At 73.1% G+C, this 14,231-nt stretch carries 14 protein-coding genes and 1 tRNA gene; 7 read left to right on the forward strand and 8 right to left on the reverse strand.

The annotated features are described in order from the left end of the window. A complete protein-coding gene (locus tag LRS74_RS16690) occupies positions 1 to 867 on the reverse strand; it encodes a DUF3662 and FHA domain-containing protein (protein WP_277741738.1) in 867 nt (288 codons plus the stop codon). A gap of 339 nt (positions 868 to 1,206) precedes the next feature. Between LRS74_RS16690 and LRS74_RS16695 the strand changes: the two genes are divergently transcribed. Beyond that, a tRNA-Leu gene (locus tag LRS74_RS16695) sits at positions 1,207 to 1,290 on the forward strand. 411 nt (positions 1,291 to 1,701) lie between these two features. Next, a complete protein-coding gene (locus LRS74_RS16700) occupies positions 1,702 to 3,294 on the forward strand; it encodes an AlkA N-terminal domain-containing protein (RefSeq protein ID WP_277744789.1) in 1,593 nt (530 codons plus the stop codon). Positions 3,295 to 3,367: 73 nt separating this feature from the next. Here LRS74_RS16700 and LRS74_RS16705 read toward each other — a convergent pair whose 3' ends face one another. After that, positions 3,368 to 4,021 carry an NAD(P)H-dependent oxidoreductase gene (locus LRS74_RS16705; protein WP_277741739.1) on the reverse strand — a complete coding sequence of 218 codons (654 nt, stop codon included), beginning with the start codon at positions 4,019 to 4,021 and terminating at the stop codon, positions 3,368 to 3,370. Between the two features lie 143 nt (positions 4,022 to 4,164). Between LRS74_RS16705 and LRS74_RS16710 the strand changes: the two genes are divergently transcribed. The 4 genes from LRS74_RS16710 to LRS74_RS16725 all read left to right on the forward strand — a co-directional run bounded on the left by LRS74_RS16710 (position 4,165) and on the right by LRS74_RS16725 (position 8,163). Continuing rightward, entirely contained in the window at positions 4,165 to 4,536 is a 372-nt protein-coding gene (locus LRS74_RS16710) for a helix-turn-helix domain-containing protein (RefSeq protein ID WP_277741740.1), read from the forward strand. 398 nt (positions 4,537 to 4,934) lie between these two features. Continuing rightward, positions 4,935 to 6,365, forward strand: a complete 1,431-nt coding sequence (locus LRS74_RS16715; protein WP_277741741.1) for a DUF2252 domain-containing protein — start codon at positions 4,935 to 4,937, stop codon at positions 6,363 to 6,365. Positions 6,366 to 6,777: 412 nt separating this feature from the next. After that, the gene (locus LRS74_RS16720) at positions 6,778 to 7,779 is read left to right on the forward strand and encodes a hypothetical protein (RefSeq protein ID WP_277741742.1); all 1,002 of its coding nucleotides are present in this window, start codon (positions 6,778 to 6,780) and stop codon (positions 7,777 to 7,779) included. A 39-nt stretch (positions 7,780 to 7,818) separates the two neighbouring features. Next, on the forward strand, positions 7,819 to 8,163 hold the full coding sequence (locus LRS74_RS16725) for a rhodanese-like domain-containing protein (RefSeq protein ID WP_144383179.1): 345 nt from the start codon (positions 7,819 to 7,821) through the stop codon (positions 8,161 to 8,163). Positions 8,164 to 8,339: 176 nt separating this feature from the next. On the opposite strand, the gene LRS74_RS16730 is transcribed toward LRS74_RS16725, so the two are convergent. From LRS74_RS16730 to paaA, 6 genes are all read right to left on the reverse strand, one after another. After that, positions 8,340 to 9,491, reverse strand: coding sequence for an acyl-CoA dehydrogenase family protein (locus LRS74_RS16730; protein WP_277741743.1), 1,152 nt, complete (start codon positions 9,489 to 9,491; stop codon positions 8,340 to 8,342). Positions 9,492 to 9,729: 238 nt separating this feature from the next. Further along, positions 9,730 to 10,824, reverse strand: coding sequence for a 2Fe-2S iron-sulfur cluster-binding protein (locus LRS74_RS16735; protein WP_277741744.1), 1,095 nt, complete (start codon positions 10,822 to 10,824; stop codon positions 9,730 to 9,732). Continuing rightward, positions 10,824 to 11,321, reverse strand: a complete 498-nt coding sequence (paaD, locus tag LRS74_RS16740) for a 1,2-phenylacetyl-CoA epoxidase subunit PaaD (protein WP_277741745.1) — start codon at positions 11,319 to 11,321, stop codon at positions 10,824 to 10,826. The genes LRS74_RS16735 and paaD overlap by 1 nt, the downstream gene beginning before the upstream one ends. Then, the gene (paaC, locus tag LRS74_RS16745) at positions 11,315 to 12,016 is read right to left on the reverse strand and encodes a 1,2-phenylacetyl-CoA epoxidase subunit PaaC (RefSeq protein WP_277741746.1); all 702 of its coding nucleotides are present in this window, start codon (positions 12,014 to 12,016) and stop codon (positions 11,315 to 11,317) included. The genes paaD and paaC overlap by 7 nt, the downstream gene beginning before the upstream one ends. Next, positions 12,013 to 12,366, reverse strand: a complete 354-nt coding sequence (gene paaB / locus LRS74_RS16750) for a 1,2-phenylacetyl-CoA epoxidase subunit PaaB (RefSeq protein WP_277741747.1) — start codon at positions 12,364 to 12,366, stop codon at positions 12,013 to 12,015. Before paaB ends, paaC begins: the two co-directional genes overlap by 4 nt. Then, a complete protein-coding gene (paaA, locus tag LRS74_RS16755) occupies positions 12,363 to 13,322 on the reverse strand; it encodes a 1,2-phenylacetyl-CoA epoxidase subunit PaaA (protein WP_144383184.1) in 960 nt (319 codons plus the stop codon). Before paaA ends, paaB begins: the two co-directional genes overlap by 4 nt. Before the next feature lie 184 nt (positions 13,323 to 13,506). Here paaA and LRS74_RS16760 point away from each other — a divergent pair, with 184 nt between their 5' ends. Beyond that, complete coding sequence (locus LRS74_RS16760) at positions 13,507 to 14,169, forward strand: DUF5819 family protein (protein WP_277741749.1); 663 nt, start codon at positions 13,507 to 13,509, stop codon at positions 14,167 to 14,169. The last annotated feature ends 62 nt before the right edge of the window (positions 14,170 to 14,231 follow it).

A 14,231-nucleotide genomic window follows, 5' to 3' on the forward strand; every position in this document is an offset into this window, starting at 1 on the left:
TCACCCTTCGGCTTGCCGGTAAACGATGGTGGTGCTGCCCACGACGACACGCGAGCCGTCGCGGAGCGTAGCGCGCGTGGTGTGCTGCCCGTCTACCACGATGCCGTTGGTCGACCCCAGATCCTGGATGGTCGAGGGTGTCCCGACCCGGATCTCGCAGTGTCTGCGCGAGACTCCGGGGTCGTCGATGCGGACGTCCGCATCGGTGCTGCGGCCCAGTACGAGCGTGGGCCGGGAGATCTGATGGCGCGTGCCGTTGATCTCGATCCAACGTCGGACCTGCGGATACGAGGCCCCGCCGGCCCCCGGAGGCCGCGCTCCGGACCGGGCCCCGCCGGCGGGCGGCGGCGCACTCGGCATGGGAGGCGCGCCCGCGGGCCGGTCGGGGAAGCCGGACGAGCCCGGGCGCCCCCCGGTCGGCCGCTGGGTGGGCGGCTGCGGGTGCTGCTGGAGCTGGGGCTCCTGTCCGCCGGACGCCCCGCCCTGCGACTCGCTGGCGGCCAGCGTGCGGCTGCGCACGCGGTACAGCCCGGTGTCGAGGTCGTCGGCCTTCTGCAGGTGGACCTTGATCGCGCCCATGAAGGTGTAGCGCTGCTGCTTGGCGTAGTCCCGCACCATGCCCGACAGCTCGTCGCCGAGCTGTCCGGCGTACGGGCTGAGCCGCTCGTAGTCGGGCGCGCTCAGCTCGACGATGAAGTCGTTGGGGACGACGGTCCGGTCGCGGTTCCAGATCGTGGCGTTGTTGTCGCACTCGCGCTGGAGCGCGCCCGCGATCTCAACCGGCTGCACCTCGGACTTGAACACCTTGGCGAAGGTGCCGTTCACGAGTCCTTCGAGACGCTGCTCGAAGCGCTTCAGTACTCCCACGGGGCACCTCCTTCCTCAGTCATCCTCAGTGTCGTCCTGATACTGCTTACTGATCGTATCCACGCGTCGGGAAATCGGGTGGTTCCCCTTCCTGGCCCTGTGGAGCAGTGTCACCTCTCACAGGGGATCGTAGAGGCGCCTTCAAGACAGTGTCCCGCAACCGGCGAGGTCTCCGGTCGGGGGGAGGGCGGCCGGGCGGAGGCCGACGAGAACGCGTGTGAAGGCACGCTCCACAGCGTGCTAATGTTCTGCATGTCGGAAGGCGCCGCACACGGGGCCCGGAGAGATCCGGACCGAAACACTCCGGTGAGTGTGTGACAAACTAACGACAGCACCCATGCGCGGGTGGCGGAATAGGCAGACGCGCTGGATTCAGGTTCCAGTGCCCGAAAGGGCGTGGGGGTTCAACTCCCCCCTCGCGCACAAGTGAGACGGGTCTCCGTCGGTGACGAAAGTCATCGGTGGGGGCCCGTTTCTCGTTGTGCGTCCGCGTTTCCCCTGTGGCCTCTGTTGGCCTTGTCTGCCCGAGCGGACCGGGGCGGCGCCCTTTTCCGCTCGCGTCTCCGGTTGCCCCTCCGGTTGCTTCTCTGGTTTCTCTCCGGTTGCCGTCTCCGACGGTCTCGCCGGCGGTCTCGTCGACGGTGTCGCCGGTGGTCTCTTCGGTGGTCTCCGGCGTGATCGAGAGCCGACGGCGTGATCCGGCTCACATCGCGGCGGAGTGAAGGTGACCGCCGCGTGGAGTGGCGGATTCGTCGCGGACGTCATGTCCGATTTCCGCCAGCGGCCCGGCCCGGCCGGCAGCACAGTGGAGGCGTGAAGACGGATGCGGATGTGCTGGGCGATGACGGCAGGTACGAGGCGGTGCGCAGCCGGGACGCACGCTTCGACGGGGAGTTCTTCTTCGCCGTCGCCACGACCGGGATCTACTGTCGGCCGAGCTGCCCGGCGACCACCCCCAAGCGCCGGAACGTCAGGTTCTACCGCACCGCGGCGGCCGCGCAGCGTGAGGGCTACCGGGCCTGCCGTCGGTGCCGGCCGGACGCCGTGCCGGGCTCCGCGGACTGGAACGCCCGAGCAGACGTGGTGGGTCGTGCCATGCGGCTGATCGGTGACGGAGTCGTGGACCGGGAGGGCGTGGCGGGGCTGGCGGCCCGGCTCGGCTACAGCGCCCGGCAGGTGCAGCGCCAGCTCAACGCGGAGTTGGGCGCCGGGCCGGTGGCGTTGGCCCGGGCGCAGCGCGCGCACACCGCGCGGGTTCTGTTGCAGACCACCGGACTCCAGGCGGCCGAGATCGCCTTCGCCTCCGGCTTCTCCAGCATCCGTCAGTTCAACGACACCATCCGGGAGATCTACGCGGCCACGCCGAGCGAGCTGCGGGTCGCCGTTCCCGGCCGCACCTCGCGCTTCGGGCCGGTGGCGCGACCGGCGGGCGGGACGACTTCGGGGGCGCGACCGGTGGGCGGGACGGCCGCGGTGAGCGGGGCGGCCGCAGTGGGGGGCGCCGGGGTGGCCGCGGGCGAGGCTGCCGGCCCGGCGAACGGCTCCGGCCCGGGCGGGATCCCGCTGCGCCTGGCGTTCCGCGGCCCCTACGCGGCGGCCGAGGTCTTCGACTACCTCGCGCGGCGCGCGATCGCCGGTGTCGAGGAGGTGGTGGGCGAGCGCGGGTCCCGCAGCTACCGGCGCACCCTGCGACTGCCGGCCGGGGTCGGCATCGCGGAGGTGGACGAGGTGGTGGGCGACGGGTGGCTGGAGTGCCGGCTGTTCCTGAGCGACCTGCGTGACCTGACCACCGCCGCCCAGCGCATGCGCCGGCTCTTCGACCTGGACGCCGACCCGTACGCGGTCGTGGCACGGCTCGGCGCGGACCCGGTGCTCGGCCGCCTGGTGGCGGCCCGGCCGGGGCTGCGCTCGCCGGGTGCCGCGGACCCGCACGAGCTGGCCGTGCGCGCCGTCCTCGGACAGCAGGTGTCCGTGGCGGCGGGGCGCCGCCTGGGGGACGCCCTGGTGGCGGCGTACGGGCAGCCGCTGTGCGCCCCCAGCGGCACTCTCACCCATCTCTTCCCGCAGGTCGCGGAGCTGGCCGCGGCGGAGCTGACGGAGACCGGCATGCCCGAGACCCGGCGGGCCACGCTGCGCGCGCTGAGCGTGGCCCTGGCCGAGGGCTCCATCCGGCTCGACGCGGGCGCCGACCGCGAGCGGACCCGGCGGGACCTGTTGGCGCTGCGCGGCATCGGGCCCTGGACCGCCGGCTACATCCGGATGCGCGCGCTGGGCGACCCCGACGTCCTGCTGGAGGGCGACGCGGCGGTGCGGGTCGGGATGCGCCGGGTGGGTGCCTCGCCCGCGGACGCGGACGGTTGGCGGCCGTGGCGTTCGTACGCCATGCACCACCTGTGGAACGCGCCCGGAGACGAGGGCCCTCTCTGAGGGCGGCGGTCTCTGAGGGCGGGCGGTCTGGAGGTGGGCGGTCTCGACGTGGGTGGGCGGTCCCGAGGTGGGATCAGGCGGCGAAGCGGGTGGCGAGGCTCTTGGCCTTCGCGACGGCCGCCGCGTGGGCGTTCTCCCGGGAGGCGTCGGCGAGCGGGACGAGGTCGGCCATGGCCGGGACCGAGCGGGCCAGGGTCAGCTCGGGAACGATGAACTCGACCTCCAGGCCGAGTCCGCCGTTGAGCACCTTCTCCAGGTACGTGGTCACGAACTCGAAGCTCTCGCGCGGGGTGCCCGGGCCGTAGCCGCCGCCACGGCTGGCGACGACGACCACCGGGGTGCCGGCGGCGGTGGGGTTCTCCGTGCCGAAGGTGCGCCCGTTGATGATCACGTGGTCCAGCCACGCCTTGAGGCCGGACGGAATCGTGAAGTTGTACATCGGGGCGCCGATCAGCACCGCGTCGGCCTGCTCCAGTTCGCCGGCCAGCTCCTCGCGGAGCGCGAAGGCGGCCTGCTGCTCCGGGGTGCGCTCATCGGGACCTATGAAGCCGGCGGACGCGCCGTCGAAGGCCAGGTGGGGCAGTGGGTCGGCGTGGAGGTCGCGGTAGACGACCCTGCCGTTCGGGTGCTGGGCCTCCCACTCCTTGCGGAAGGCGGCCGTGACCGCCCGGGAGGCGGACCCCGCGGCGGGGAAGACGGACGAGTCGATGTGCAGCAGCGTGGGCATGCGGGGGCTCCGTATCAGCTCGGTCGGGTCGGCTCGGGTGGGATCGGTGGCGGGGGAAGGGCCGCCGTTCCGTACGTAGCTATTGTTAACACAGCTACTTACTTTTTTATAGCCCCCTACCGGGCGGCAGTACGCTGGTGTGCATGACAGACCGCAGCGCACACCCCGAGCAGAGGTGCAAGAGGGTCGGGGACGACATGACGCGCGTCTTCGAGCTGTTCGGGAAGCGGTGGACCGGCCTGGTCGTGGCCGTGCTGTTGGAGCAGCAGGCGTACTTCGCCGACCTGCGGCGGGCCATCCCGGGGATCAGCGAGCGCATGCTGTCGGACCGGCTCGCCGAGCTGTCGGCGGCCGGCCTGGTCGTGCGGGAAGTGGACGCGGGACCGCCGCTGCGGGTCAGCTACCGGCTGACCGAGGCGGGCCGGGCGATGGAGCCCGCGCTGCGCGAGCTGGGGCGGTGGGCGGAGACCTATCTGTCGAACGGCGGGGGCTGCCCGGAGCGGTTCCGGGGCTGAGGCCGTTACAGCGGGGGCGGCCGGCCGGGCGTCGGCCCGGGCAGCCGTAGCAGGCCGTTGCCGTCTGACGCCGGCCGTCGCTGGACGCCGCCCCTGTTTGTCGCCGGCCGTTGCTGTCTGTCGAGGGGCGTCGCGGAACTGTCGCCGACCGTCGCCGGACGTTGTCCACAGGCGGTTATCCACAGGATCTGACGGCTGCGGTGGAGCGGGGTACGGTCGTGCTCGGGTCGACGCTGATCTGCGGCCGGCCGGAGGAACGGGGGTGCGCGATGTCCGAAGCCATGCACGCGACGGAGGCGGCGGGGCCGCCGGCGCGGTCCCTGGCGGGGGCCTCGGCGCGGGCGTCGGTTGCGGGGCCTACATCGACATCGGCGTCATCAGGGTCATCGGGGCCGGCGGTGGGGACGCGGGCGGCCGACGGGCGGGAAGCGGTCGCGCCCCGGCGGTTGCCCCATGTGCCGGGCTTCGCGCGCGAGCCCTACGGCGGGGTGCTGCGCCGGCGCGGCAAGGAGCTGCGGCAGCGGGTGCCGCGGGCCGCGCACCAGGAGCTGTCGATCGGTGCCGGGCGACCGGACGCGGTATCGGCGGTCGAGCAGTCCAGCGCCGGCCGGCTGCCGGAGCTGACCCCGATCCGGGTGGGCCGGATGGCGGCCTCCCCGTTCGCCTTCCTCCGCGGCTCGGCCGGGTTGATGGCGTACGACCTGGCGACGACGCCGGTCACGGGCGTGGGTGCCCAGCTCTGCGGTGACGCGCACGCCGCCAACTTCGGGCTGTACGGCGACGCGCGCGGCCATCTGGTCATGGATCTGAACGACTTCGACGAGACCATCCACGGCCCCTGGGAGTGGGACGTGAAGCGGCTCGCGACCTCGCTGGTGCTGGTGGGGCGGGAGGTCGGTGCGGATGCGGCCACCTGTCGTACGGCCGCCTTCGACATGGTCGGCGCGTACCGCCGCACGTTGCGGCTGCTGGCCAAGCTGTCCGCGGCGGACGCCTGGAACGCGATCGCGGACGAGGAGCTCGTCTCGCACGCGGACGCCAAGGACCTCCTCGGCACCCTGGAGCGCGTCGCCGACAAGGCCCGGCGGAACACCAGTGCCCGCTTCGCGGCCAAGGCGACGGAGGCCGTCCCCGGCGCGGGCGACGGGCGGCGCTTCGTGGACGCGCCGCCGGTGCTGCGGCGGGTGCCGGACGCCGAGGCGGCGGCGGTCACGGCATCGCTCGGGCACTATCTGGACACGCTGCCGGAGGACCGGTTGCCGCTGCTGGCCCGCTACGCGGTGCAGGACGTGGCCTTCCGTGTGGTGGGCACGGGCAGCGTGGGCACGCGCTCCTATGTGGTGCTGCTGCTCGATCACCGAGGCGAGCCCCTGGTGCTCCAGGTCAAGGAGGCCCGGCCGTCGGCGCTGGTGCCCCATGTGGTGAAGGCCGGGTTCGAGGTGCCGGAGGTCTCCCACGAGGGGCGGCGAGTGATCCGCGGGCAGCAGCGGATGCAGGTCGTCAGCGACATCCTGCTCGGCTGGACGACGGTCGAGGGGCGGCCCTACCAGGTGCGGCAGTTCCGCAACCGCAAGGGCAGCGTGGATCCCGCCGCCCTCGCCCCCGCGGAGGTCGACGACTACGCACGGATGACCGGCGCCCTGCTGGCCCGCGCCCACACCCACAGCGTCGACCCCCGGCTGCTCGCCGGGTACTGCGGCAAGAACGACGAACTGGACGCGGCGGTGGCGACCTTCGCCGTCGCCTACGCCGACCGCACCGAGGCCGATCACGCCGAGCTCGTGACCGCGGTCCGCAACGGTCGAATAGCGGCCGAGCCGGGCGTCTGACCGGGGCGGGGTGCGTGTCCGGGCGGCCGGGGGCGGGCGTTCGGGCCGGGCCCAGAACGGGTCCGGGCCCAGAACGGGTCCGGGTCCGGGGCCGGGTGCGATACGGGTGGCGCGCGGGCGTGGTCCGGGGCGTTGGAACCGGGACCGCGCGCGGAGCAGCCGGTCTGGGCAGGGCGCGTGGCGGGCTGGCGAGCGGTGTGGGCCCGGCGCGCGGGGTGGCACGGCGAGCGGGGGGTGACACGGCGCGCGGGGTGGGCCAAACGAGCAGGGTGGGCCAACGAGCGGGGCGGCCCGGCGAGCGGGGTGGGCCCGCCTTCCCTGGGCCGGTCGGGTGGCCGCGTAGGTCTGGGTCGGTGACCGGTGGGCGAAGCCGTTGACGTCCGGCGACGGTCGCCGGACGTAGGCTGTGCGGGTGACGAACCCGGAAGCGCAGCACGCCCGCCAGTCGGCCTCGGCCGCGGAGTCGCGGCCGGAGAACGAGACGGCGGCCGAGACGGTGCAGAACACCGCCTCGGAGCCCGCCGAGCCCACCGAGCCGGCTGGGCAGCCCGCCGACCCCGGCCCCACCGAGTCCACCGAGTCCGGGACGGCGGCCGCGCGGTCCGCCGAGTCTGCCGACGAGGCGGCGGAGCCGGCGCAGGACGAGGGCACACGACGGCTGGACCACGCGGTGCGGGCCGCGGAGCAGGCGCTGATCGAGTTCGAGATCGCGGTGGAGACCTTCAGGGTCGAGGTGGAGAACTTCTCCCGCCTGCACCATCAGCGGCTCGGCCCGATGTACTCGCGGCTGGACGAGCTCGACGCGCTGATCGCGGAGGCGGTCGCGGCGCGCACCGGCGACCCCGAGGATCAGCGTCGGGCGCGGGAGGCACGGGGCCTGGTGCTGCCGATGCCTTCGGTCGAAGAGCTGTTCCACGGCTGGATGGACTCCGAGGGGCTGTCCCCGGAGGCGACCGCGATGCTCACCGAGCAGCCGGTGCGGCCGCCGGCGCGGGTGCGGCCGAGTGAGGAGGCCCGGCGCCTCTACCGTGAGCTGGCTCGCAAGGCGCACCCCGACCTCGCGGAGGACGAGGCGGAGCGGCGGCGGCGCGGCGAGTTCATCGTGCGGGTCAACGCCGCCTACGCCGCCGGCGACGAGGGCGTGCTCCAGGCGCTGGCCGAGGAGTGGGCGGCGGGGCCGCGCCCGGCGGAGCGACGGCCGAGCCGCAGCGAGGAGCTGTACGCGCGGCTGGAGTGGCTGGCCGAGCGCAAGGAGCGGTTGGCGGCGATGGCCGCGGAGCTGGAGTCCAGCGCCATCGGCGCCATGTTGAAGATGGCACCGGAGGACCCGGACGGGCTGCTGGAGGAGATCGCCGAACAGCTGCTCGCCCAGGTCGCCGAGAAGGAAGCCCGCCTGGCGGAGCTGGTGGGTTAAGTTCCTCAGGTCCGAGGCGACGCGAGAAAGGTACGGATCATGCAGTTTGCCGGGGTGCCCGAGGTGGCGGCCGCCGAGGTGCCGTCTGATGGATTCCTGCTGGACGTCCGGGAGGACGACGAGTGGGCTGCCGGGCACGCCGAGGGAGCGCTGCACCTCCCGATGAGCGAGTTCGTGGCGCGCTACGGCGAGCTGACCGAGAAGGCCCCCGCCGATGGCACGGTCTATGTGATCTGCCGCGCGGGCGGTCGCTCAGCCCAGGTGGCCGCGTATCTGCTGCAGCAGGGCGTGGACGCGGTGAACGTCGGTGGCGGCATGCAGCACTGGGCGGCCGTCGGTCGACCGGTGGTGGACGCCGCGGGCGGCGCCGGCAGCGTCATCTGACCGTCCCCCGTCCCGTCTCACCCGTCCCGTTCCGCCGCTCCTGGCTCGGCCACCGGGGCGGAGCGCCACCGGTGCCGGCGTGTCCGCGGACCGGTGGCGGGTGAACGGCTGGGTGCGCCGCCTCGGCCGTGACGGTCGATCGCGTCCGTCGGCTCCCCGCGTTCGGAGGTGCCGGCTCAGCTCGGCGGATGGGCGGCGAGCAGCTCACCCAGCGCCTCCTCATGGGCCGCGGCGGGGCCCAGCGACAGCTCCAGCTGCTTGGCCCAGGCGTGGTAGCGGTGGAGCGCGTAGTCGGTGACGGCGCCGAAGCCGCCGTGGAGATGTTGCGCCGTCTGCACCACGCGACGCACCCCCTCCGCGGCCCAGATCTTGGCCACGGCGACATCCGCGGCGAGCGGCAGCCCACCGCGGGCGGCCGGTGTGTCCGGGCCGTCGGCGGAGAGCCGCCAGGCGGCCTGCCACAAGGTGGCCTCCATGGCGCGCAGGTCGATATAGCGGTCGGCAGTCTGGACGGCGACGGCCTGGAAGGTGGCCAGCGGGAACCCGAACTGCTCGCGCTTGCTGGTGTATCCGCTGGTCAGATCCAGTACCGCCGATCCCACACCGAGCGCCAGCGCACAGGTGCCGGTGGTCAGCAGGAGACGCAGCCGCTCCCAGGCGCCGTCCGCCGTGATGACCTCGCGGCCGGTGATCTGTACGGCCTCCAGCCGGAGCCGGGCGTACCGCTCCCCGCTGGTGGAGACCTGCTCCTCCAAGGTCATTCCCTCCTGGCCGCGGGGAACCAGGGCCAACACCGTCCGACCGGTGTCGGTGTGCGCCGGGAGCAGCACATCGTCGGCGCTCTGAGCCCAGGGGACGGCGGTCTGGACGCCGTCCAGGGTCCATGTGCCGCCGTCGTGGTCCGCCCGGACGGCGAGTTCGGCCGGATCGTGGCCGGTGCGGCCGTGGGCCGCGACGGTCAGCACGCGCTCCCCCCGCCCCGCGCTGACCGCCACCGCCTCGCGCAGCTCCGCGCTGCCGTGGTGCTGCACGGTGAGCGCGGCGGCGCAGTGCTCCAGCAGAGGCACCCGGGCCAGGACCCGTCCGGCCTCCCGTAGCACCAGGCAGAGGGCGATGGGGTCCAGTCCGGCGCCGCCGTAGCGGGGGTCGAGGGTGAGGGAGAGCAGGTCCGCCGAGGCGAGACGCCGCCACAGGGGGCGGTCGAAGTCCTCGGCCACCGCACCGCGTCCCCGGGCCGGGCTGGGAACGCCGTCCGGGTCGACCCCGGAGAAGACGGCTTGCGCCGCCTCGACGGCCGCCTGCTGCTCTTCGGTGAAGGTGAAGTCCACGTCTCGCCGTCCCCTCCGCGCACCCTGCCGCTCCGACGGTCTGTCAGGGAGCTCTTCAGCCCCACCTGACAGCCCGTCAAGATAGAACAGGTTCTAGAAGAAGGGAACGGTCCTCGTCGGTGCAGGTGCCGGCGCCGGTGCCGGCGCCCGTGCGGTGCATCGCGCCGGTGCATCGGGCCGGCCGTCTCTTCGGTGGCGTCAACCGCCGTGTCGGGCGGCCGCTGCCGTCGTCGCGTCGTCAGCGGTCGAAGTCGAGCTCCACCTCCTCGCCCGCCGGGTGGGACTGGCAGGCCAGCACATAGCCCGCCTCGACCTCGTCCGGCTCCAGCGCGAAGTTCCGATCCATCCGCACCTCGCCCGAGACCAGGAACGCCCGACAGGTCCCGCAGACCCCGCCCTTGCAGGCGTAGGGCGCGTCCGCGCGGTGTCGCAGCACCGAATCCAGCAGCGTTTCGCCGTCCTCGACGGGCCAGCTGCCGGAGCGACCGTCCAGGGTGGCGGTCAGCGTGGCGTGCACCGGGGGTCCCGAGCGGCTCGGTTGCGCGGGGGAGGCGCCGTCGTCCACATGGAAGATCTCCTGGTGGACGCGGCCGCGCGGCACGCCCAGAGCGCGCAACGCCTGCTCCGCGCCCTGCACCAGGCCGTAGGGCCCGCACAGGAACCAGCCGTCCACCGATCCCACCGAAAGCAGCGTGGGGAGCAGCGTGGTCATCCGCTCCTGGTCCAGCCGACCGGAGACCAGCCCGGCCTGCTGGTCTTCCCGGGACAACACGCTCACCAGCTGGAACCGGTCCGGCCAGCGGTCCTTCAGGTCCGCGACCTCCTCCAGGAACATCGTGGAGGCGGCCGTGCGGTCGCTGCGGATCAGGCAGAAGCGGGCGTCCGGCCGGGTGGCGAGCAGGGTGGCCGCCATCGACAGCACGGGGGTGATGCCGCTGCCGCCGACGATCGCGGCGAAGCTGCCCGCCCGCGGGGCGAGGGTGAAGCGGCCGGCCGGAGGCAGCACCTCCACCACATCGCCGACCGCCAGCTCCTTGAGGGCGTATGTGGAGAACTCACCGCCGTCCACCAGCCGCACTCCGACCTGCACGGCCTCCGGCCCCTCGGTGCCGAGGACCGGGGTGCAGATGGAGTACGTACGGCGGATCTCCGAGCCGTTGGCCACACGGCGGACCGCGATGTGCTGCCCCGGGGTGTAGCGGAAGGTCTCGCGCAGCTCGGGGGGCACGCCGAAGGTCACGGCCACCGCGTCGGCGGTCAGGCGGTCGACCGCCGTCACCCGCAGCGGGTGGAAGGCGCCGTGGTGGACCGCGGCGGTCGAGGTGCGGGCCATCACAACTCCTTGAAGTGGTCGAACGGTTCGCGACATGTCTCGCAGCGGCGCAGCGCCTTGCAGGCGGTGGAGGAGAAGCGGCTGAGCAGCGCGGTGTCGGTGGAGCCGCAGTGGGGGCAGCGGATGGCCAGCGCCAGCGGCACGGGGCCGTGGGCGGGGCCGGTGGGGCGCGGCGGGGATATCCCGGACTCGGCCAGCTTGCGGCGGCCCTCATCGGTGATGGCGTCCGTGCTCCAGGGCGGCGAGAGCACGGTGCGCACCTCGATCTCGGCTATGCCGTGGTCGTGCAGCACCGTCTCGATGTCGGCGGCCATCGTCTCGATCGCCGGGCAACCGGTGTAGGTCGGGGTGAGCTCGACCTCGACCCGGCCGGACGTCAGCATCCGCACGCCCCGCACCACGCCCAGCTCGGCCAGCGTCACCATCGGCAGCTCGGGGTCGGGCACCGAGCCCGCCAGCTCGAGCAGCCTCGCCTCCAGGGGGGTCGTGGTCACCATGTCGCCCCCGGGTGGCTGCGGTGCAGATGCTGCATCTCGGCGAGCATCCGGCCGAACGACTCGGTGTGGATGCCCTGGCGCCCGCCGCCCGCCATCCAGGCGGTCTGCCGTGGCCCCTCGGGGAGCGACAGCGTCGCGCGGGCCAGGACGTCGCTGACCCGGGTCAACCAGCCGTCGTGCAGCGCGGTCCAGTCGACCTCGCACCCCTCGACGGGCTCGAACAGCTCGCCGGTGAACCGCCAGAGCGCCTCCAGCCCCGCGCGCATCCGCTCATGGCTCTCCGCCGTGCCGTCGCCGAGCCGCAGCGTCCAGTGCTCGGCGTGGTCCCGGTGGTACGTGACCTCCTTGACCGCCTTCGCGGCGAGCGGGGCGAAGGGTCCGGAGCCGGCGGCCAACTGGTCGTAGAGCAGCTCCTGGTAGGTGGAGAAGTACAGCTGGCGGGCGATGGTGTGGGCGAAGTCCCCGTTGGGCTGCTCCACCAGCTGGAGGTTGCGGAAGGCCCGCTCCTCGCGGAGGTAGGCCAGCTCGTCCTCGTCGCCGGCCATGGACAGCAGCACCCGGGCCTGTCCGAGCAGGTCGAGGGCGATGTTGGCGAGGGCCACCTCCTCCTCCAGCACGGGGGCGTGGCCGGCCCACTCCCCCAGCCGGTGAGAGAGCACCAGCGCGTCGTCGCCCAGGGCGAGTGCGGCGATCACAGGTGACGCACCCCCTCCGGGATGGCGTAGAAGGTCGGGTGGCGGTAGGGCTTGTCGGCGGAGGGCTCGAAGAAGGGGTCCTTCTCGTCCGGCGAGGAGGCGGTGATCGCCGTCGACGGCACCACCCATATCGAGATGCCTTCGGAGCGGCGGGTGTACAGATCGCGCGCGTTGCGCAGGGCCATGGCGGCGTCCGGGGCGTGCAGACTGCCGGCATGGGTGTGGCTGAGCCCACGCCGGCTGCGGACGAAGACCTCCCACAGCGGCCACTCGGCCGGATCGCCGGCCGCCTCCGGGCGGGTGTCCGGCTGTCGCGCATCCGCGGGGTGTGTGTTCGCGCCCGTGCTCATGACCGTGCCTCTCCGTGCTTCGCGGCGTAGGCCGCGGCCGCTTCGCGCACCCAGGCGCCTTCCTCATGGGCCCGGCGGCGCTGGGAGAGCCGCTGCTCGTTGCACGGGCCGTTGCCCCGCAGCACCTGGCGGAACTCGTCCCAGTCGATCGGGCCGAAGTCGTAGTGCTCGCGGGTCTCGTTCCACCGCAGGTCCGGGTCGGGCAGTGTGAGGCCCAGCGCCTCGGCCTGGGGCACGCAGATGTCGACGAAGCGCTGGCGCAGCTCGTCGTTCGAGTGGCGCTTGATCTTCCAGGCCATGGACTGGGCGGAGTGCGCCGACTCGTCGTCCGGGGGGCCGAACATCATCAGCGACGGCCACCACCAGCGGTCCACCGCGTCCTGCGCCATGGCGTGCTGCTCCTCGGTGCCCTGGCTGAGGGCCAGCAGCAGCTCGAACCCCTGGCGCTGGTGGAAGGACTCCTCCTTGCAGATCCGGACCATCGCGCGCGCGTACGGCCCGTAGGAGCAGCGGCACAGCGGCACCTGGTTGGTGATCGCCGCGCCGTCCACCAGCCAGCCGATGGCGCCGACATCGGCCCAGGTGAGGGTGGGGTAGTTGAAGATCGAGGAGTACTTCTGGCGGCCCGCGTGGAGCTTGTCGAGCAGCTCCTCGCGGCTGGTCCCCAGGGTCTCGGCGGCGCTGTACAGATACAGGCCGTGGCCGGCCTCGTCCTGCACCTTGGCGATCAGGATCGCCTTGCGGCGCAGCGAGGGCGCGCGGGTGATCCAGTTCGCCTCGGGCTGCATGCCGATGATCTCGGAGTGGGCGTGCTGCGCTATCTGCCGGACCAGCGACGCCCGGTACTCCTCGGGCATCCAGTCACGCGGCTCGATGCGCTCCTCCGCGGCCAGCGCGGCGTCGAACACCGCCTCATACGCCGCGGTGTCCGCGGCATCCGCCGCCATCGTGGTCATGCGAAGCCCCCTCGCTGCCGGGCGACCGGCCGACCAACCGACCGATCGTTCGGTTCAATGGTGAGCCGAGGGCACGTAGGGTGTCAACCCTGTGGATAACTCGGGCCCGCTGGGCCTGGTGGGTCCCTGTGGGTACCGTTCCGGGGGCGTACAGGTCAGGCCGCACGGGGATCGGGGCGGGGATATGGAGCCGGAAGCCGGGAAGCCGGGCGGCGTGGCCGGGCTCTCCACGCCCGCGCAACTGATCGTCGCGGTGGCGGTCGCGGTCGTCGCGGTGGCCGCGGTGGTGCACGTGGCCATGGTCTTTCTGCACGTCGCTCCGCCCAACACGGCCAGCAAGCAGCACGGCGACCTGATCGACGAGTACGTCTACCCCGAGTTCGAACAGAACTGGAAGCTCTTCGCCCCCAATCCGCTCCAGCAGAACATCGCCGTCCAGGCACGCGCCGAGATCCGCACCCCCGACGGCGGGACCGCCGTCACCGACTGGGTCGATCTGTCCGCGCAGGACGGCGCGGCCATCCGGCACAACCTGCTGCCCAGCCACATGCAGCAGAACGTGCTGCGCCGCGCCTGGGACTTCTACGCGGGCTCGCACGACGCCAGGGAGCAGCCGGTGACCGAGCGCGCCCTGCTCTTCGAGCGGTATCTGCGGCGGATCGTGATGTACCGCCTCGGGGCGAAGGAGGGCGGCGGCACGGTGGAGCGGGTGCAGGTGCGTTCGGTGACCACGCCGGTCGCCCCGCCGCCGTGGAGCGACGAGAAGATCAACACGAAGCCGTTCCACAGGGTCCTGCCCTGGTGGCCGGTGACCGAAGCCGACCTGCCGGAAGGGACGAACCGGTGACCGACCCCGCCATCCCCGCCGGCGCCCCCGACCCCGAGGCGGACCCGGCGATCGCCCCGGCC

This window comes from Streptomyces sp. LX-29 (assembly GCF_029541745.1).
Taxonomy (GTDB): Bacteria; Actinomycetota; Actinomycetes; order Streptomycetales; family Streptomycetaceae; genus Streptomyces.